General features: G+C 56.7%; 15 protein-coding genes. 7 read left to right on the top strand and 8 right to left on the bottom strand.

The features are described from left to right. Window positions 1-61: 61 nt before the first annotated feature. Window positions 62-1,480: a short-chain fatty acid transporter gene (locus tag JQ848_RS18920; RefSeq protein WP_003439750.1), complete on the bottom strand. Its 1,419-nt coding sequence runs from the start codon at window positions 1,478-1,480 to the stop codon at window positions 62-64. A gap of 181 nt (window positions 1,481-1,661) precedes the next feature. Here JQ848_RS18920 and JQ848_RS18915 point away from each other — a divergent pair, with 181 nt between their 5' ends. Continuing rightward, window positions 1,662-1,826: a metallothionein gene (locus JQ848_RS18915; protein ID WP_081481326.1), complete on the top strand. Its 165-nt coding sequence runs from the start codon at window positions 1,662-1,664 to the stop codon at window positions 1,824-1,826. A gap of 55 nt (window positions 1,827-1,881) precedes the next feature. Here the strand turns inward: JQ848_RS18915 and JQ848_RS18910 are convergent, their stop codons facing one another. Beyond that, window positions 1,882-2,106, bottom strand: coding sequence for a DUF6555 family protein (locus tag JQ848_RS18910; RefSeq protein ID WP_003439751.1), 225 nt, complete (start codon window positions 2,104-2,106; stop codon window positions 1,882-1,884). Window positions 2,107-2,321: 215 nt separating this feature from the next. On the opposite strand from JQ848_RS18910, the gene JQ848_RS18905 reads away from it, so the two are divergent. From JQ848_RS18905 to JQ848_RS18885, 5 genes are all read left to right on the top strand, one after another. Next, complete coding sequence (locus tag JQ848_RS18905) at window positions 2,322-3,206, top strand: Dyp-type peroxidase (RefSeq protein WP_161717904.1); 885 nt, start codon at window positions 2,322-2,324, stop codon at window positions 3,204-3,206. Window positions 3,207-3,330: 124 nt separating this feature from the next. Then, window positions 3,331-6,162: an ATP-binding protein gene (locus JQ848_RS18900; protein WP_202211025.1), complete on the top strand. Its 2,832-nt coding sequence runs from the start codon at window positions 3,331-3,333 to the stop codon at window positions 6,160-6,162. Continuing rightward, on the top strand, window positions 6,113-7,309 hold the full coding sequence (gene pvrR / locus JQ848_RS18895; protein ID WP_003439754.1) for a response regulator cyclic di-GMP phosphodiesterase PvrR: 1,197 nt from the start codon (window positions 6,113-6,115) through the stop codon (window positions 7,307-7,309). The genes JQ848_RS18900 and pvrR overlap by 50 nt, the downstream gene beginning before the upstream one ends. A 51-nt stretch (window positions 7,310-7,360) precedes the next feature. Continuing rightward, a complete protein-coding gene (locus JQ848_RS18890; RefSeq protein WP_010657330.1) occupies window positions 7,361-8,011 on the top strand; it encodes a response regulator in 651 nt (216 codons plus the stop codon). Window positions 8,012-8,112: 101 nt separating this feature from the next. Next, a complete protein-coding gene (locus JQ848_RS18885) occupies window positions 8,113-8,757 on the top strand; it encodes a response regulator (RefSeq protein WP_202211024.1) in 645 nt (214 codons plus the stop codon). Between the two features lie 10 nt (window positions 8,758-8,767). Here JQ848_RS18885 and JQ848_RS18880 read toward each other — a convergent pair whose 3' ends face one another. The 6 genes from JQ848_RS18880 to JQ848_RS18855 all read right to left on the bottom strand — a co-directional run bounded on the left by JQ848_RS18880 (window position 8,768) and on the right by JQ848_RS18855 (window position 14,731). Beyond that, entirely contained in the window at window positions 8,768-9,268 is a 501-nt protein-coding gene (locus JQ848_RS18880; protein ID WP_235972490.1) for a fimbrial protein, read from the bottom strand. 25 nt (window positions 9,269-9,293) lie between these two features. Then, a complete protein-coding gene (locus JQ848_RS18875) occupies window positions 9,294-9,782 on the bottom strand; it encodes a fimbrial protein (RefSeq protein WP_202211023.1) in 489 nt (162 codons plus the stop codon). A 19-nt stretch (window positions 9,783-9,801) separates the two neighbouring features. After that, a complete protein-coding gene (locus JQ848_RS18870) occupies window positions 9,802-10,743 on the bottom strand; it encodes a fimbrial protein (protein ID WP_003439761.1) in 942 nt (313 codons plus the stop codon). Beyond that, window positions 10,736-13,366: a fimbria/pilus outer membrane usher protein gene (locus tag JQ848_RS18865; RefSeq protein WP_161717908.1), complete on the bottom strand. Its 2,631-nt coding sequence runs from the start codon at window positions 13,364-13,366 to the stop codon at window positions 10,736-10,738. The genes JQ848_RS18870 and JQ848_RS18865 overlap by 8 nt, the downstream gene beginning before the upstream one ends. A 35-nt stretch (window positions 13,367-13,401) precedes the next feature. Further along, complete coding sequence (locus tag JQ848_RS18860) at window positions 13,402-14,100, bottom strand: fimbrial biogenesis chaperone (protein ID WP_003439763.1); 699 nt, start codon at window positions 14,098-14,100, stop codon at window positions 13,402-13,404. A gap of 73 nt (window positions 14,101-14,173) precedes the next feature. After that, window positions 14,174-14,731: a fimbrial protein gene (locus JQ848_RS18855; protein WP_010657328.1), complete on the bottom strand. Its 558-nt coding sequence runs from the start codon at window positions 14,729-14,731 to the stop codon at window positions 14,174-14,176. A 253-nt stretch (window positions 14,732-14,984) separates the two neighbouring features. Between JQ848_RS18855 and JQ848_RS18850 the strand changes: the two genes are divergently transcribed. Continuing rightward, window positions 14,985-18,233: a hybrid sensor histidine kinase/response regulator gene (locus JQ848_RS18850; protein ID WP_202211022.1), complete on the top strand. Its 3,249-nt coding sequence runs from the start codon at window positions 14,985-14,987 to the stop codon at window positions 18,231-18,233. Window positions 18,234-18,242: the final 9 nt, after the last annotated feature.

Raw genomic sequence — 18,242 nt, 5'->3', positions numbered from 1 at the left:
AACTTGCTCGCGATGGCAGCCCTGAACGCCGGGGTTGCCATCGCGAGCAAGTGTTTCGCTGTTACGGCATCACTGGCGGCACGTAGGTCAGCGTGGTCCCCAACGCCCACAGCAGAAACAGCACCAGGGGCGTATGCACCAGCAGTTGCACGAATGAAAAACCAATCAGGTCCCGTGCTTTCAATCCCAGCACGCCCAGTAGCGGCAGCATATAGAACGGGTTGATCAGGTTCGGCAAGGCTTCGGCCGCGTTGTAAATCTGTACGGCCCAGCCCAGGTGGTATCCCAGATCATTGGCCACCTGCATCACATAGGGCGCTTCGATAATCCATTTGCCGCCGCCTGACGGAATGAAAAAGCCCAATATCGCCGAATACACCCCCATCAACAGGGCATAGGTGTCATGGGAGGCGATCTGCACGAAGAAGGACGAAATGTGATGGGCCAGGGTTTGTCCGTCAGTGCCTTTGACCACCGTCATCAGCGCGGCAATCGAGCCATACAGCGGGAACTGGATCATCACGCCAGTGGTGGTGGGCACTGCGCGGGCTACCGCATCGAGAAAGCTGCGGGGGCGCCAGTGCAGCAGCGCGCCGAGCATCAGGAACAGGAAGTTATAGGTGTTGAGCCCCGAAATGGCGCTAATCGCCGGTTTGGTCGAAAACTCATGAAACAGCCAGCCGCCAGCCAGCAGTACCAGCAAAATGGTCAGCAGCGGGCTGTACTCCAGCCATTCGCCGGGCCGGGTACGCGGGGGCAATTTGGGTGTGCTGAAGGTCGGGTCAATTCCGCAGGCGGCGGCATCACGTGCCGAGTCCGGGCCCGGAGCCGTTGCGTAGGCAACGATCAGCGAGACCACCACCAGCGCCGCCAGCAATACGCCGGACTGCCACAAAAAGATGGTTTCAGTGAACGGGATGACCCCGGTAATCGACAGGATCGACGGCGGCAGACTGGCCGGGTTGGCCTGTAGTTGCGCGGCAGATGACGACAGGCCCAGAGCCCAGACTGCACCCAGCCCCAGGTAGGCGGCGGCACCGGCGGCGCGATAATCCATGCGCAAGTTGGTACGCCGGGCCAGTGCACGTACCAGCAGCCCGCCAAACACCAGCGACAGGCCCCAGTTGAGCAAGGATGCAACCATTGAAATCAGGGCCACCCAGCACACTGCCTGGCGCCCGTTTTTCGGGACCTTTGCCAGCTTGTCGATGAGTTTCACGGCGGGCGGTGAACTGGCGACCACATAGCCGCCAATCACGACGAAGGCCATTTGCATGGTGAACGGGATCAGGCTCCAGAACCCGTCGCCGAATGCCACGGCGGCGTCGGTGGGTTTGGCACCCATCGCCATTGTGGCCAGCGCCACCGTGATCACGGCAACGGCGGCAAATACCCAGGAGTCGGGGAACCAGCGCTCGGCCCAGTTCGAGCAGCGCAGGGCAAAGCGGGCAGAGCGGCTGTCTGCAATCTCAGCGGCCATGGAAAATACCTCAGTGTTCTTATGATTATTGAAGGGCCGGTTTCAGCCTGGCGTGCACAATAAATCAATTCGCAGGTATTTCCGATGGGATAAAGGGTGAACCAACGCTCGGGGTCTACAGTCACTGACTATAAGCGGCAAGCCTGTCGCTTTGTGACGACCAGACAACTTGGAGTTCAAGATGAAAGAGCACACATGTGACTGTCCGAACTGTAATTGCAAGGTAGGCGCCAATGGCATTGAGCGCGATGGCAAGCACTACTGCTGCCAGGCCTGTGCTGACCATCACCCCAAAGGCCAGGCGTGCGCCACCTCCAGCGGCTGCCATTGTGGTGACAAGGGGTAATCAGCCAAACCTCGCGCAGTTCTGCACTGCGCGAGTCCTCTGGCGAAGAGCCGACTCAGGTGGCTCGCCACTTCACATCCGCAACACCGTGTTTTTCCACTTCCAGACGGCTGGATTTGTTCTCGTTTTCACGACCTGGCCGGCCGATACGTACCACCCCCGCATCACACCCGGCCCAATGCCACGCAACGGCGTTATCCATGCGCGCCAGGCGGATGATGAAAGATTTAGGGGCCCCGTGCAGTGTGTATTCAATAACGTAAAGCTTTGCCGAATTCATGATTCAAAAAAACCTCCCTGTGGTTTCTAAGTGAGTCTCTGGTCATCAAAAAATTCCGTTTAATTGACAAAGGGCGAGGTGTTCTTCGACCCGGGTATCGCCAGCGAGCAGCATTGCTATGCACACCTAGGGTAGCCCTTAACAAAAATAACCCCCCGATCTGCGAAAAGGCGCTGCCGCAGGGGTAAACTCCCGGCTTTCCTGAAGGAGTTTCTATGAGTCTTTACCAGCCTGGCATCCTCGCCAAACCCGTACCCTCCCAGGGGCGCTACATGTTTTTTGCCCTCAAGTCCGTAGAAGCACTGCCGGCAGCGCTCGACGTTCTGTCGCAGTGGGTGGATGGCAAAAGTGTAGTGGCAGGCTTCGGGTCGCCTCTGGTAATGGCCCTGGGCGCGAAAGTTCAAGGTTTGCGGGTGTTCCCGGCACTCAATGCCATGGTTGAAAACCCGTCGACCCAGCACGCACTGTGGCTGTGGTTGCTGGGTGATGACCGCGGCGAACTGCTGCATCGCAGTCAGAAGATCGAGACCGCGCTGGCGTCTGCGTTCAACGTGCTGCAAGTAACCGAAGGCTTCCGCTACGGCTCCGACCGTGACCTGACCGGTTATGAAGACGGTACCGAAAACCCGGTGGACGAAGCGGCGGTAGAAGCGGCCATCGTGGCCAATGCCGGCCCGGGCCTGGACGGTGGCTGTTTTGTCGCGGTGCAGCAGTGGCAGCATGATCTGAACGGTTTTGCCGCGCTGCCCCAGGCCGAGCAGGACAACATCATCGGCCGTCGCCTGAGCGACAACGAAGAGCTTGAAGATGCACCGGCTTCGGCCCACGTCAAACGCACCGCCCAGGAGAGCTTCTCGCCTGAAGCCTTTACCGTGCGCCGTTCCATGCCGTGGACTGAAAACGGCAAGTCCGGGCTGATGTTTGTCTCCTTCAGTCGCACCCTGAATGCCTTCGAAGTTCAGTTGCGACGTATGAGCGGTCTTGAAGACGGCATCGTTGACGGCCTCTACCGTTATAGCCGGCCATTGAGCGGCGGCTATTACTGGTGCCCGCCGCTGAAAGACGGGCGTATGGATTTGAGCGCGGTTCGCCCAGCTTAACCCTGTAGCGCATTTCTTGTAGGCCTCGCCGGACGCAGCCTGGTTCCTCGTCAGCTGCTACGGGGGGAGTGCTTTCAGGAATTGTCTGATTATTTTTATCATGCCCCGGCCTCAGGCTTGGGGCATGAAATCCACTCCCCAAGCCGCCCGAAAACTTCTCCATCTTTTTGCCTGCGGCCTGTTAGTTGCGGTTTTCGCGAGCTCGTTCGTTTACCTGCGGGCAGTCTTCAACGAAGAAGTGTCCCAGCGCCGCAGCGTCATGAACGAGGCAGTGTTCAACGCTCAGGATTTTTTCGTCAGCCGCCAGACCTTGCTCAAAAGTCTGGTCCTGGCAACGGTGCCGGACACCGCACTGTCTCAAACGCCTGACAGTGTCGATCCGCTGGAAGAGATAAAAATCAGTCTGGGCAGTGAAGCGGGCCATTGGAGCCTGTGGCTGACCCGACGCATGATGGACTATCTGTACGAGAGCAAAGTCAATCTGCTGTACGTCCCGCCAGCCGATCAACCCCAGGTGGTACGTCTGTTTGACGCATCCCCCGGTCTGGACCCCCTCTTGCCCCGGGTGGTCCTGCAACGTCTGGCCGAGGAGGGCGACAGGGCGTATTCCTTTGATGATGACCTCTGGCTGACCGACAACAAGGTCCTGGACTCCCCGTTCTATTTATTCGCACGCCTTGATAGCCGCAACCTGTCTTCCGGCTGGTTGGGCATTGAAGTTGAGGTCCCGGACCTGATCGAGGCTTTACGCAGTGATAGCGCGGGCGATTTCATGTTGCTGGACGGTCAGGGGCAGATCATTTTCACCAATGCCGCGCAGTCCACCCTGGTGGATTCATTACACGCCCTGGAAGCCAGAAACTCGTTTGGCTTTATTGGTTCAGGGTGGTTGCCCGACAGCCTGGCGATCCGCAAAAAACTGGGTTATTCAGGCTGGCAAATCGTCTATGCCGTGGACATTAAATCGTTGCTGCCAGTATTGGGCTGGCCTTTGGCGGTTTGTGTGCTGCTGTTCATTGCCGTCTGCATCGGGCTGCGCTTTTTGATCGTGCGCATCGACCGGCGCCTGATTACTCCGGGTGAAAACCGTATCCAGGCGCTGGTTGAAAGTGAGGCCTTCAGTCGAGCTGCCTTGCAGGTCGCGCCGGTCGCCTTGTGCGTCATTCGCCGCACGGACGGCACGGTGGTGCTGGAAAACTCGCTTTCGCAACAGTGGCTGGGCCGTAGCAGTGAGCGTGGCAAGTTGTGCCATGGCTGGATTCATCGCGCTTTCGACGAGTCCGACCTGAGCAACAGCGATGAAATCGAGATGGAAGATGGTCGTCTTCTTTACCTCGCGTTTGCACCGACCCGTTACAAGAGTGAAGACGTGCTGATTTGTGCGTTCAGCGACATAAGTGCGCGCAAACAGATAGAAGTGACGCTGGAGCGTGCCCGGCAGCTGGCGGATCGGGCCAATGAGGCCAAAACCTTGTTTCTGGCCACCATGAGCCATGAAATCCGTACGCCTTTGTATGGTGTTTTAGGCACCCTTGAATTGCTGGCGCGCACCGATCTCGACGATCAGCAAAACAACTATTTAAAAGCCATCGAACGCTCTTCCGGCAATCTGTTGCAGCTGATTTGCGACGTACTGGATGTGTCGCGTATCGAGGCGGGCCAACTACAGCTTGAGCTCAACACCTTCAGCCCGATGGAATTGATAGAGGAGGTGATTCAGGGATACAGCGGTGCTGCTCAGGCCAAGGGCCTGCAGCTGTTTGCCCTGATTGATTCGACGGTGCCCGAGTGGCTCAGCGGGGATGTCACCCGTATCCGCCAGATCCTCAACAACCTGCTCAACAACGCCCTGAAATTCACCGACTACGGAAAAGTCGTGCTGCGCCTGAAAATGGACAGCCGCGATGATGAGCGGGTCATGTTGCACTGGCAGGTTTCGGATACCGGTAAAGGGATCGCCCATGAAGAACAGGCCCACTTGTTCGAGCCCTTTTATCAAGTGGAGTCTGCCAAGCACGTGGTCGCGGGTACGGGTCTTGGGCTTTCTATCTGCAAGCGTCTCATGCACTTGATGAACGGCACCATGCGGTTGGTCAGCGAGCCGGGCCTGGGCAGCAGCTTTACCCTGCATTTGCCCTTGGTACAGGTCAAGGCCCCTTCGCGCCTGAGCCCCATGGGCGAATTGTCTTCCAGTGTTGTGTATGTGGTTTCGCCCCTGCGCGAGCTGGCTGAATGTTATTGCGCCTGGTTACGACGCTGGGGCGCACGGGCTCATCTGGGAGCCCCGAAGCAGGGCGATGCCTGTGACGATGGGGTGTTGCTGGAACTGCACCCGGGCTGTGCCCGGCAATTGTTGGAGCCCGATTGGACGGGGCCGCTGGTGGTGGCCGCCAGTCACAGTTCGCAGCCACTCTCGACTGCCAATCCTTGCTGGCACGCCGACCTCAACAGCTTGCAGGACGTATACCGCGCCCTGTGCGAGGCGCAGGGCATGCGCACAGACAGTCATTTAAAAACGGGAGCCGCCAGGGCAGAGCTCAATCTCGGATTACGAATCCTGGTTGCGGAAGACAACGTCATCAATCAGCTGATTTTGCGTGACCAGCTCCAGGAGCTGGGCTGCACAGTGACATTGGCCAGTGATGGTCTGGAGGCGCTCGAGCTCTGGCAGCACGGGACATTCGATCTGATTTTGACCGACGTCAACATGCCAAGAATGAACGGTTATGAGCTGGCCACCCGGTTACGGGCCATGAATATTACTGAGCCAATCATCGGAGCAACGGCCAAGGCCATGCCCGACGACTCCGAGCGTTGCCTGAACGCCGGGATGAATCACTGCCTGATCAAGCCTTTCACATTGCACACCCTATACAACTGTCTTCAGCACTTTAAAGGAGGATCCAGTGAAGCCCTATCGTGTACTGGTCGTCGAGGATCATCCCTTTCAGCATGAGTATTTACTGAATGTATTCAGCGAAGTGGGGGGCTTTGCAGTTGACACCGTTTGGGACGGCGCGGGTGCCCTGCAATGCCTGGCCCGTAATGACTATGACCTGCTGCTCAGCGATTTGCTGATGCCGGGCATGGATGGCGTGCAATTGATCCAGAGGATTGCGGCCCTGAAAAAAACACCGGCGCTGGCGCTGATGAGTGCCTCGTCGCGGCGAATGTTGATCAGTGCGGGCCTGGCGGCGAAAAACCTGGGTATTACAGTGGTCGGCCTGATTTCCAAGCCGGTGGAAATCAATGCCGTCATGCGTTTGAAAGAGCGTATGGCGATCTTCCGGCTCAACGGCGCCATGGACCCTGCGCAGGGTATACAGGTCGATCCGCAAAGTATCGAAACGGCCATGGGCAACGGCCAGATCCAGGCGTGGTTCCAGCCCAAGAAGTCTCTGCGCGACGGCAATATTCTCAGCGCTGAAGCGCTGGTCCGTTGGGCTCACCCCGAAGTCGGGCTGTTATTGCCCAAGGACTTTCTTGCGCTCTTGATCAACCAGGGGCTGGAGGAGCGACTGCTGTGGCTGATGCTCGAGCAAACATTGCAGGCACAAAGAAAGTGGCGCGAGCAGGGCTGGGATATCCCGGTTTCCATCAATTTGCCTACTCACTTGCTGGACAACCACGATCTGGCCGACCGCTTGCGCGATTATGTGATGGCCGATGGCGGCGAGCCGCGCAGCATCGTGTTTGAGCTGATGGAAAGCTCAACCACAGAAGAGCTCAGTAACTACTATGCTGGCGCCTGTCGCTTGCGCATGATGGGTTTTGGCCTGGCCCAGGATGACTTCGGCAAGGGTTTCAGTTCCTATTTCAACCTGGTCTCAACCCCCTTCAGCGAACTCAAGATCGACCGTTCGCTGGTGCATGGCTGTGTTGAAAATGAAAATCTGGCCTCGGCCCTGCGCAGTCTCGTGGAGCTGAGCCGAAAGCTGGGCCTGACGGTGGTTGCTGAAGGGGTCGAGACACAGGCAGAACTTGCATTCTTGCGTAGCATTGAGTGTGATCAGGCCCAGGGATTCCTGATCTGCGGCGCCGTCTCATGCACAGATTTCGAAACCCTGTTGCTCGAAGACAGCTCCTGGCCAACCTGCAACTAGCCCCTGCAGGGCATTCCCGCTTTAGTTGCGTCATCAATATGGAGTCAGGCAATGCGCGAGTTAAAGGTTGTGATTGCCGACGATCACCCGGTGGTCCTGGTGGGGCTTCGGGAAGTGATTCAACGGGACAAGTGTTTCAATCTTGTCGGCGAAGCCCTGAATTCGTCGCAACTGGTAGAGCAGCTGGTAGTGCATCAACCTGCCTTGTTGATTACCGACTTCAACATGCCCGGTGATGAGACCTTTGGTGATGGGCTGCAGCTGATCGAGTACCTTATTGAACATTTTCCGGGGGTGAAAATCCTGGTGCTGACCATGGAGAGTAATCCGCTGATTATTTCTCGCTTGCTGGAAATGGGCGTGGCGGGAGTGATTGCAAAAAATCATATCTATCAAGAAATAGGTAAAGCGCTGAATGCTCTGGCCAAGGGTCGGCCCTATGCCGGGGCGGCGGCTCCGGCCACGTCGGTAATCACCAACCTCAAGGTCATTGATGAGCGTTTCTCCACACTGTCACCCCGCGAAGTTGAAGTGTTGCAGCTGTTTGTGGCCGGCAACAGCGTGGGGGACATCGCCCGTCAGTTAAATCGAAGTGTCAAAACAGTCAGCACACATAAAGTGTCTGCGATGCATAAGCTGGAAGTGCTGAATGACCATGCTTTACTCACTTACTGCATAAAGGCTGACCCGTGGAACCTGTAGTCGTTGCCCGGGCACGGGGCTGCGAATGGCACGAAAGAACCCGACAGATCACAGTCCCATAGGGGCATGCGACTACACAGAAAGTTGGAGTTAGGTAAGCCATGGCGCAAATGAAAGTCTTGTTGGCCGATGATCACCCGATTGTGTTGATGGGGGTGCGTGAAATCATCGAGCGCGACCCGCGTTTCAAAGTGGTGGGCGAGGCGCTGAGTCCGTCCGGATTAATCGAAAAGATTTCGCTACTGCGTCCTGACGTGATTATCACGGACTACAACATGCCGGGTGATGAACATTACGGCGATGGCTCGCGTCTGGTGGAATACCTGCGCCGGCACTTTCCCGAGCCGCGGATCATAGTGCTGACAGTGATTTCCAATCCGCAGGTTTTGACCTGGTTGTATGACTTGGGCATCAGCGGGGTCATATCCAAGAGCTCGGGGCTGGAGCAGATTCTGGTCGCACTGGATGCGTTCTATCGGGAGGGGCATTACCAGCAAGACATGCCTGAGGGTACGTCGAGTGAGGCGCTGGATGATGTTGCGCAAAGGCTCAGTCAATTAACCGTCAAGGAATTCGAGGTCCTGCGACTGTTTGCTTCTGGCATGGCGGTCGGGGAAGTTGCGCAGAGCCTGAACCGCAGTATTAAAACGATCAGCACCCTGAAGATCTCGGCAATGCGCAAGCTTGATGTCGACAATGATCAGGCGTTGCTGATCCTGTGCCTCAAAGCCAATCTGTTCACCTGACCGAGCGGGTTTACTGGTAGATCATTTCCATCAACAGCGTTGAACTGTAGCTGCCGACTGCGGGCATTTGATTGCCGATCCTGACTGGCCGCACCGAGAGCTTGAGCTTTAACAGTGTGTCTTCAACTGCGAAGGCATGCTGTTCACCCAGGGTCAAATCCACCGTGTTGACGCTGCTGCTGACATCACTCAGGCGGGTTTTCAACCCCACTCGGTCAAGGGTGGTGCGCAGCGTGTTGCTGTCAAACGAACCATTGCCCGCGCTAAAGCGCAGCAGCACCTGGCTGCCTTTGAGGCATTGAAAGTTCAAGTCCACATCAGTCCATTCAGAACTGTCTGCGCTCAGCACACTCAGGCTCGCCTTGGGGATATCGACACTCTGCGACGTCGGGAAACTTGCCGTGCAGGGCGGTTTTATCAGGGTGCCGGTAATATCGAGCCGGCTGGCCTCCTCGTCGCCATACGCTGTGCTGCTGCACAGCGTTACGCTCGCCAGCAGTGCTGCAATCATGCTGCCTCTGGCCTGCATGAACATCTCACAGGTACTCGAGGGTAATGACCGACGAACCGGTGAAACTACCCTCGGTCTGTGCGGCGATAGCAATCAGCTTGGCGGTCAAGCCAAGGTTTACGGTGCCGCTTTGATTGGTCAGGTTGCGTTTGGTGCCGGTGACGTTGGCCACGGAGTTGTCACTTTTCCACGACAACATATACACAAGGTTGGTCTTGCTGGTAGTCGCATAAGTGGTGGAGCCTGAATAGACGCCCGAAGCCTTGATGCTGACGTTCAGTGCCGAGTTGGCCGGGCAGTTCAGAGTGACCGGAATATCCACGCTGCTGGCGCTGCTTATCTGGTCGGTGCGAATGCTGCCAAAGTTGGCGGTCAAGGTTTTGCTGCTGGTCAGGGAGCAGGGGGCTTTGGTCAGGGTGCCACTGACGTTGATGGTGACGGTGTCGTCTGCATACGAAGAGGTGCACGCCAGACCAGTGAGAAGGGCTGCAGCGATTGATAAGCGCAAGTTCATGATCGGTTCCTGTGGTCATTCAGAGATAGTTGATGTTTAGGGTGTATTGGCTGGTGAAACTTCCAGTGGGTGAAACACTGGTATTCAGGCGCGGCCGGAAACCCAGGCGAATGGTATTGGCGCCTGTAGTCAGGTTGAGCGTACGCGGACTGTTGAAGGTCACGGCAGAGTTGTTATCGGCCCAGGTGGCGGCCATCGACAGGCCGGCCAGGGTGGTCGCCGAAACCCCGGGGCTGCCACTCACAGCGCTTTGCGTGGGCACCAGCGTGGCGGTTGCCTGGGTGCCGCGGGTGCAGTTCAGCGTGACATTTGCCAGTTGCTGCGAAGTCGCGAAGTCATTTGAATTCAAAGTACCAAACGGCAAGTTCAGCGCACTGTTTGAACTCATGGTGCAGGCTGGATTGATAATCCTGAATTTAAGGGTCAGGGTTTGAATCTTGTCGACATAACCTTCATAGCCTTTGATTGAGGTACTCGTCAGGTTAAAGGTAATCGAGTAGTTACCAGGGTTCTTTACACCGTAGGGCATGTAATACAGCACGCTATAGGGAACGATGGTGCCGACGGGCAACCTCTGGCAGACATTGCCGTTGGGGGACATGCAAGTGGTTGATGCGACGCCCCAAGGCTGTTCGGGTACTACTCCTCCAGCATCCGACCACGCATAGATGGGCCAACCGGTGTCTATTGTGCCGGTCCAGACCTGGGTGTGTTGCAACGATGAGCCATAAGGGAAATTGCGCGTCACTCGGCAACTGCCGGTCATTCTTGTTTCGAAATACTGCCCCGGGGCCAGGTCGCCCAGATTCACCACACCTGTGGTGCCTGTCGGGGTACAGGCCAGGTTGTTTTCAATCAGTGCAAAGGCCTGTTGGCAACCAAGGCCCAACAGCAAGCCAAGCAGCAGCAAGCAGCGTTTAATCCGGCGCGAGCCGGGCAGCAGGTTTGTTGAGTTATGCATCGGGAGTACCTTGAGTGTCTGCATGGGCGGCCGACGGGGTATCGCAACTGATCTGCAGTTGGCCGATGCCCGTGTCTGACAGCGTGTAATTGTTCAGGTCCAGATCTGTGGCGCACCACTGCCGGCCGCTGACATTGATCACCAGTCGCGACTTTTCGGGTACGCCAGTCAGAAATACCCGGCCCTTGTCTGCCACCATGGCGTTGCTCAATAAGGTGCCGTCCAGTCCATAAACCTGAGCCTCGGCAGCAAAGGGTGCCGGCTTGCCATCTTTGGCGCTGAGGCTGATCAACAGGCGGCGACCGTTGCGGGTCTCGAAGTTGGCCAGTACAAAAGCGCCACGATTGGGGGTCACTTCCTGCACCAGTTGCTCGACGTCGGTGTTGTCCGATAACGAGTCGGTATCGAGCGCTACCTTGTTTTTGCGGTAGGGCTGGGCAGAAGAAATAATTGTGTAACCGCTGCTGTTGGTTTTGACCCCGCTTTTGGTCAGCACACCGACGTCCCCGGCACCGGGCGTGGCCACGATGATGTTGGTCTCGCCCAAAGGCTGGGTGAACATCAGGGTGTCACCGGTGGCGACGATCGCACCCTCCACGCCATAGTCCGTCTGGCGGGTGTTCTGGTCCTTGTTGTAAGACCCGTGCCAGATGGCATTGGCCGCGTTGTAACGGGCGGCAACCGAACCGCCGAGCAAGCGCTCGTCGTCACTGACTTGCTGATTGATGCCCAGGTTGTAAGACAGGGTGTCGTTGGGGAAATACGAGCCGCTGAAGGTGGCGTTGCGGCTGGCATTGCCGCCCGAATCCTGACTGTTGCTCAGGCCCAGACGGCTGCTGCTGCCCGGATCGCCCAAGGGAATGCTCACGCTCAACGATACGCTGCGAATGTCATCACCGACGCCGCTGTTCTGCGCCAGGCCCAGGTTGTAGGACGCGCGCCCGACACTGAAGCTGTAGCCCAGTTGCACCGAGGTATTGCTCTTGGCCAGGTTCCAGTAATCGGTTTTGGTCAGGTTGGCGTACATGCCGCCATAGGAGCCGAATTGCTGCGATACGTTGGCGGTAAAGCTGCTTTTCATATGGCCGCTCAAGTACGGGGTATACATCGCACTTTCGGTCAGCGTCTCGTCCACATAGGGTTCGAGGGAGTTGTTGGCGCGCGCATTGATCGCCTCGTTAAAGCTGTAATAACCGCTGGTGGAGTAGCGGTAGCCAATCAGGCTGAAGCTGGTGTCGGTCAGATCGATGGACTTGGAATAACGAAAACGAAAAGACTGCCCCGACAGGGTCTTGGAGTCCGGGCCCATGTCGTCGCTGATGGCATGGGTCACGTCCAGCGAAATGGCGCCGAAACCCGAAAAGTCGTGGGCAAAGCCTGCCAGCACGGAGTGGTACTGTTCACTGACGATGGTGCCACCGAACAGGGTGGTACCGTCAGTCAGCCCCCGGCGGTAGGTGCCTTGTACAAAGCCCGGCTTTTGTGGGTTCAATGCACCGTCTGCAGGGCGATACTGGCCGGCGGTCACGGCGTAGCTTTGTTGACCTTCGCGCAACATGTAGGGCACGGACGAGAACGACTGGACATACACCTGTCGCTCGCCATTGGGGCCTTCAACCGTGACTTCGATATCACCGTTGCCCGAGGTCGAGTACAGATCCTTGAGCGCAAACGGGCCGGACGGCACCCACTGTTCGCTGATCACATAGCCGCGCTGGCGCAACGTCACCAGCGAGCGGCCATTGGCCACGCCACGAACTACAGGCGCGAAGTTGCGCGAGTCATCCGGCAGCATGTCCAGGTCAGAAGCAATGCCCACACCGCGGTAGGAAATCGTGTCAAACAGATCGCTGTCGGTTGAGCTTTCACCGACAGTGGCAATCGCCATCAGGTTGCCCAGGTCCCGCTGCACATAGGTGTCCACGGACTTCCAGTTGCCATCGACATTGGTACTCTTCTGCCAGGTCGAGAAGTTGCGAAAGCGCCAGGCCCCGCTATTGAAACCGCTGTGCACACTGCCGAACTGGGACTGACGATTGCCGTACTGGCTCTCGTAGTGGCTGCCCGAAAAGTTATAGTTGGCAAAAGCGACTTGCTCGCCATCGCTCCAGCTTTTACGGCGGGTAGCGAATGGAATGCTGCCGATATAAGCCTGGGGCACTTGCAGGTCAAGCTGCTGTTTATTGAAGTCGTAGTCATAGGTGATACCGGTCAGGTCGCCCTGGAAGTACACACAGTTGTCAGCACTGATCTCAGTGTTTTTCAGGCGCTCGGGGTCAACGCCAAAATCAGTCAGGGCCTGAAGGCTGAAGCAGGGAAACAAGCCTGAAGGGGTCGATGTCTGGCTCGGCGTTTCGCGGACAAACTGCAAGTCGCGCTGTTCGAGATAACGATTGCTCAGTGACAGGTCGACACGATAAATACCCGGAAGTTGGCTTTGGCTCATGGCTTTTACTTGCTCGGCTACTTCGGCCGAACTGTTGCCGCCACCAATTTCCAGAAAGGAAGAATCGAAGCTGTAGTCTGCGCGAACGGCAGTCGTTGTGAGACTGATCGCACTGATTGACAGAAGGCCCCAGTAGTTTATTCGGCGCGCGAAGGCGCACATGCGCAATCGCAGCATGAGAGAGTTCTTCCAGTCGGCGTGTAGTTCAGTATTCAGCGAGCAATAACAGGCGTTGTCTTGACCGTGCTGCCGTATTCGTTGATGTAGCTGAATTCGAGGGTGTCGCTGTTTTTAAACGGTATTTTTGTAGTAATGGAACTACCGGGTTTTATGACTTCGGGCAGGCCTGTGCTGGCGTTGTTGTTAATCAGCAGTTCACTGACTACCACGTTATAGCCCGACGGGTTATGCACACTTAAGTGGCCGCCATCCGCTCGCCATTGAAGCCCTTCAACGGCTTGTACCAACGTGCCTTTCAAGTCGGCAGGGCGGTAGAACAGTTTGATTGTGGTCTTGAGTGCAATTTGCAGCACGTTTTGATTGCGTTGTTCTTCACTCAGGGCCGGGATGGCTTTTACGTTGAGAAAAAACAGGCTTTCTTTATCGGTGGGCAAGTTTTGCGCGTTGGTCGCAATCACCCGCAAAATATTCTGGCTATTGGCATCCAGGCGAAACAATGGCGGGGTGATGATGAATTCATCTGCGCTCTCATCCGGTTTGTCGAATGTGCTGACCCAGGATTGCACCAGATACGGTACGCCGTCGTCACCGGAGTTTGAGAGTGAAAGATTGGCTTCCTTGTCTTTGCTTTGATAAATAACCCGCGTAGAGCCGACATTGACGCCTGCTTGAATCTGGGGCAGCCAAAAGACCGCTGCCAGTGTCAACAAGGCTGCAATTTTTAAACGCATGAAGGGTGTCCTCTGTTTAACCTAACGACCGAGCTCGCGATTGAACGCGAGCTCTTTCGTTTAAAAACATGAATTACTTGTAAGTAACGTCGAAGCTGGCCAGGGCGTTAACTTTACCGGTACCGATACCGCTCACTTCTTCAGTGTCTGCCGCCAGACGTACATAGGAAGCGGTGAAATCGAAGGTGTTGCCTTGAGGGCGCAGTACGTAATCAGAGCTGGCGGTGTTCAGTGCCAGTTTGGAGCCGGTGCGTGCATCGTTGATCTGAATGCCGACGCCAGTGATCTGGTTCTCACCGGTCATGCCCAGTACGGTTGCATCAGTAACGGCTTGTTGGCCGCTGAACTTGATGGAGGCGTTTTTCAGGGTTGGGCCGCTGCAGTTCTCCAGAGAGATGGAGAACGGAGTGGCGCCGGCTGTAGAGCCAACAGTGCTGGCGAAGTCAGCGATACGAACCTGGCCCATATCAACGGATTTCTTCACGCTTTCGCTGTTGATGGTGCATGGGTTGTCGTTGATGACGCCGGTGAATTCAACCTGGCCGTCAGCCGCTTGAGCAGTCGCCGCTGCCATGACGATCAGCATCGAAGAACCACAAAGTGCCGTGTATTTGCCTATTTTTTGAAACATGGGAGACGTCCTTTACAAACAGATGAAGTGTGATATTCATTTTAAGTGTCAGCCTGACAGCGGCGTGCCGCAGCAGGTGTTGCACAGGATGCAGCTGAACGTGGAATAGCCCCATCAGACGATTCCTGTTCGTCGTTTCAAGCGTGGTCCAGGGCGGGCAAAGTGCTGTTTTTTGTAACTCTCAAAGTGCGTAGATACCTTGGCAGCTAGTGGGCTTGCCAGGCTCCATCCAGCTGAATGACGGCGCTGAATAATGAAGCAAGCAAAGGTACGTCTCGGTGCACTGGCATTGAGTTCATTGCGACTGAACAAGCTGTTGCTCCTGCTGACCGGACTTGCCCTGTTGCTGGTGGGCATGAGTTATTGGGCCGTTAACCGTTTGTTGATGGAGGAACGCGAAAAGACCGAATTCCACTTCGCACGGTTGATTGAAAGTATTCATGAACACGAAGACTTTTTACGCATTGGCGCTGAAAGTTATGACCACGCCAGTGGCAACTTTTCGATGGACAACAAGCCGCGCTCGCACATTGAATTGATGCGTCAGGACAACGAAGTTTTATTTCAAAACCGGGACACGGCCAAGTCCCTGCCGTTTACCGTCAGTCAGCGCGACACGTTCAGCCTGGATGATATGCAGGGGGTTTATTCGTTTGGCGTACAGTTGACCGATCTGTTCACGGCTTACTGGTCCGATTCTTATTATTCGGCACCGCAAGTGTTTGTCTTTTCACCCACCGCCCAGTTTTCCATTGCCGTCCCCGGTATTGATGGCACCCGCCAGTACCCGCTGTTGTTCAAGGATAATTTCTTTGCAGTGACCAAGCGTTTGTACGACGCGTTTTTGCCCCGGCGTCAGGCGCTCAACAGTGATCAAGTGTTGTGGATGAAAGCTCCGCTCGAGCTCATTCAGAAGCGCAAATACATAGTGGGCGCTATCAAGGTCAATCTTCCCCAGCGCTTTATGCAGGCGGCTAACGAGGGGAGTTCGGTGATTCTCAGCGCCTTGCTTGATGTCAGCGATGTGAGTGACCTTGAACGCTTGTTGATGCGCCCCACCAACAGTCGCCTGACCCTGATCTCCCCTGCTGGCGACGTGTTGTTGGGTGATGCTCGGAATGTCGAAGAGCTGGCGCCCGGGCTGAGTTTTACCCGTGACGGTCTGCGCTTCAAATTGACCTCAGGCGGGGCCGACCCCTGGATCGGCCTGTATGCCATCACGTATCAGAACTTCTTTGGCTATGCGAAATGGCCCTTGATGGGCGCGGCGGGCCTGTTTGGGTTGTTCGTCCTGATTGGCTGGCGCGTCAACCGCTGGTATCGGGTGCGGATCATCGAGCCTGCTCAGCGCTCCAGCCAGTCCCTGGCTGAAAGTGAAGAGTTCAATCGGGTCATGCTCGATAACGCGCCCGTTGGCCTGTGCGTGGTAGAGCGTGCAACCGGCGTCATATTGCTGGAGAACCAGCGCGCGCAGCAGTGGCAGGGCACACCTGAACTGATTGCCTTGTTGAAGCGTGATTATGCCGAACGCGAGCCGGGTGAGGTCCAGCTTGAAGTGGCCGGGCGTTATCTGCAGGCCTGTTTCGCATTCGCCCGCTACAAGGGCAGGGATGTGGTGCTGTGCGGTTTCAATGACATCACCCGGCATGTGGATGACGCCAATCTGATGGAGCAGGCAAGGCTCGCGGCCGATGAAGCCAGCAAGGCCAAGACCCTGTTTCTGGCCACCATGAGCCATGAAATCCGCACCCCTCTGTACGGGGTGCTGGGCAATCTGGAGCTACTGGAGCTCACGCCTCTTAATGAGCGCCAGCACGAGTACCTGAAAACCATTCAACGTTCATCCGCCGTTCTGTTTCAGTTGATCAGCGATGTACTGGATGTATCCAAGATCGAGTCGGGGCAAATGGCGGTACAAGCCCAAGCCTTTTGCCCACTGGATTTACTTGAAGATTGCGTGCGCAGTTACTCGGCGGCAGCGAGCAATAAAGGCTTGAAGCTGTTCGCCTGTGCGGACGCAAACTTGCCGCCACTGGTATGCGGGGATGCAGTGCGTATCCGGCAAATCATTAATAACTTGCTGAGTAACGCGATCAAGTTCACCGATTCAGGCCGGGTTGTTCTCAGGCTCAAAGTGACCGCCATTGAACCGGACCATGTGTCGCTGCAGTGGCAGGTTTCTGATACCGGTATCGGTATCAGCGAGCAGCAACTGACCCGCCTGTTCAAGCCTTTTTCCCAGGTCGGTGGCAGCGAGCGGGCAGGCGGGGCAGGGCTGGGTTTGTCCATCTGCTCGCGGTTGAGTGAAATGATGGGCGCCAACTTGCGGGTGGTCAGTGAGCCGGGACTTGGCAGCAGCTTCTCATTACAGATGTCCTTGCCCGTCATTGCCGGCGCGCTGGTCAACAGTGCAGACATTGATCTGCGCAATGTGAATATCCATGTCCGTGCGCCGCTCAAGGATATCGGCCAGAGCCTGGTTGACTGGTTGTGTGCCTGGGGCGCGCGGGCGCAGTTATTGCCGGTCTCGGAAGCTGAAGACCGGGATGCGATCCTGCTGGATATCGTCACGGGTTCCACGCAATCGCAACAAGCTGCGGGTGAGCGCGTCATTGCGACTGTGTCGGGCCGCAGCCAGGCGCAAAGGACGGCTCGGGGGTGGGAGGTCAATGCGTATGACATCCGGGCGATTGCCAGAACCTTGATGCAGGTGGCGCAGGGAATTGCACCGCAGTTGAGCGCCACTGTGCCGCAGCCGCAGGCAAGTCTGGAGTTGAATGTGTTGGTGGCCGAGGACAATCCGGTCAACCGCGAAATCCTCAAGGAGCAGCTTGAAGCCCTGGGTGTTCGAGTGACATTGGCAGAGGATGGCGAGCAAGCCTTGGTGCGCTGGAGCGAAGGCTCGTTCGATCTGGTGATCACCGATGTGAACATGCCCAGGCTCGACGGTTATCAGTTGACCCGGCGCTTGCGTGAGCTTGATCCGGCTGTACCGATTATCGGTGTGACCGCCAATGCCATGCGTGAGGAGGGTGAACACTGTCTGGAAGTCGGGATGAATGCATGGCTGGTCAAACCCTTGAGCCTGAGCACCTTGCGCCAGACCCTGTGCGCTTATTGCCCGCAGACAACGCAGGCCCCTGCGCCCGTGCTGGAATCCGCCGCCAGGGCTGAACCCGCAGACGACCTTGAAGGCTGGATTACGCTTTCGCCGGCCATGCATCGCCTGTTTATCAGCACCCTGCAGGAGGACCTGACCCAGGCCGGGCTGGCGCTGCAGCAAGGCGATAGCGCGACGCTGGTCAGTTATGTGCATCGAATCAATGGTTCATTTGCCACGGTCTGCGCGGTCAATCTGGCGGCGGCATGCAATGAGTGTGAAATCGCCTTGCTGCGTGAGTCCTTGAACCCTGAGTCAGCAGTGGCGATCAAGGCATTGCTTAACCGCCTGCACGGCGTGGTGGCGAGGATGGTTGAAGGGGAGCTGTACCCTGAAGGTTAGCGATGCAGG

Origin of the sequence: Pseudomonas paraversuta (assembly GCF_904067025.1) — a bacterium.
GTDB classification, from domain to species: Bacteria; Pseudomonadota; Gammaproteobacteria; order Pseudomonadales; family Pseudomonadaceae; genus Aquipseudomonas; species Aquipseudomonas paraversuta.
The sequence above is the reverse complement of the archived record's forward strand: the minus strand, read 5'-3'. Positions and strand labels throughout refer to the sequence as shown.

Bases quoted from the DNA above. Each gene is read 5' to 3' on its own strand.
- JQ848_RS18920 (WP_003439750.1), bottom strand. From the start codon at position 1,480: ATGGCCGCTGAGATTGCAGACAGCCGCTCTGCCCGCTTTGCCCTGCGC.
- JQ848_RS18915 (WP_081481326.1), top strand. From the start codon at position 1,662: ATGAAAGAGCACACATGTGACTGTCCGAACTGTAATTGCAAGGTAGGC.
- JQ848_RS18910 (WP_003439751.1), bottom strand. From the start codon at position 2,106: ATGAATTCGGCAAAGCTTTACGTTATTGAATACACACTGCACGGGGCC.
- JQ848_RS18905 (WP_161717904.1), top strand. From the start codon at position 2,322: ATGAGTCTTTACCAGCCTGGCATCCTCGCCAAACCCGTACCCTCCCAG.
- JQ848_RS18900 (WP_202211025.1), top strand. From the start codon at position 3,331: ATGAAATCCACTCCCCAAGCCGCCCGAAAACTTCTCCATCTTTTTGCC.
- JQ848_RS18890 (WP_010657330.1), top strand. From the start codon at position 7,361: ATGCGCGAGTTAAAGGTTGTGATTGCCGACGATCACCCGGTGGTCCTG.
- JQ848_RS18885 (WP_202211024.1), top strand. From the start codon at position 8,113: ATGGCGCAAATGAAAGTCTTGTTGGCCGATGATCACCCGATTGTGTTG.
- JQ848_RS18880 (WP_235972490.1), bottom strand. From the start codon at position 9,268: ATGATTGCAGCACTGCTGGCGAGCGTAACGCTGTGCAGCAGCACAGCG.
- JQ848_RS18875 (WP_202211023.1), bottom strand. From the start codon at position 9,782: ATGAACTTGCGCTTATCAATCGCTGCAGCCCTTCTCACTGGTCTGGCG.
- JQ848_RS18870 (WP_003439761.1), bottom strand. From the start codon at position 10,743: ATGCATAACTCAACAAACCTGCTGCCCGGCTCGCGCCGGATTAAACGC.
- JQ848_RS18865 (WP_161717908.1), bottom strand. From the start codon at position 13,366: ATGCTGCGATTGCGCATGTGCGCCTTCGCGCGCCGAATAAACTACTGG.
- JQ848_RS18860 (WP_003439763.1), bottom strand. From the start codon at position 14,100: ATGCGTTTAAAAATTGCAGCCTTGTTGACACTGGCAGCGGTCTTTTGG.
- JQ848_RS18855 (WP_010657328.1), bottom strand. From the start codon at position 14,731: ATGTTTCAAAAAATAGGCAAATACACGGCACTTTGTGGTTCTTCGATG.
- JQ848_RS18850 (WP_202211022.1), top strand. From the start codon at position 14,985: ATGAAGCAAGCAAAGGTACGTCTCGGTGCACTGGCATTGAGTTCATTG.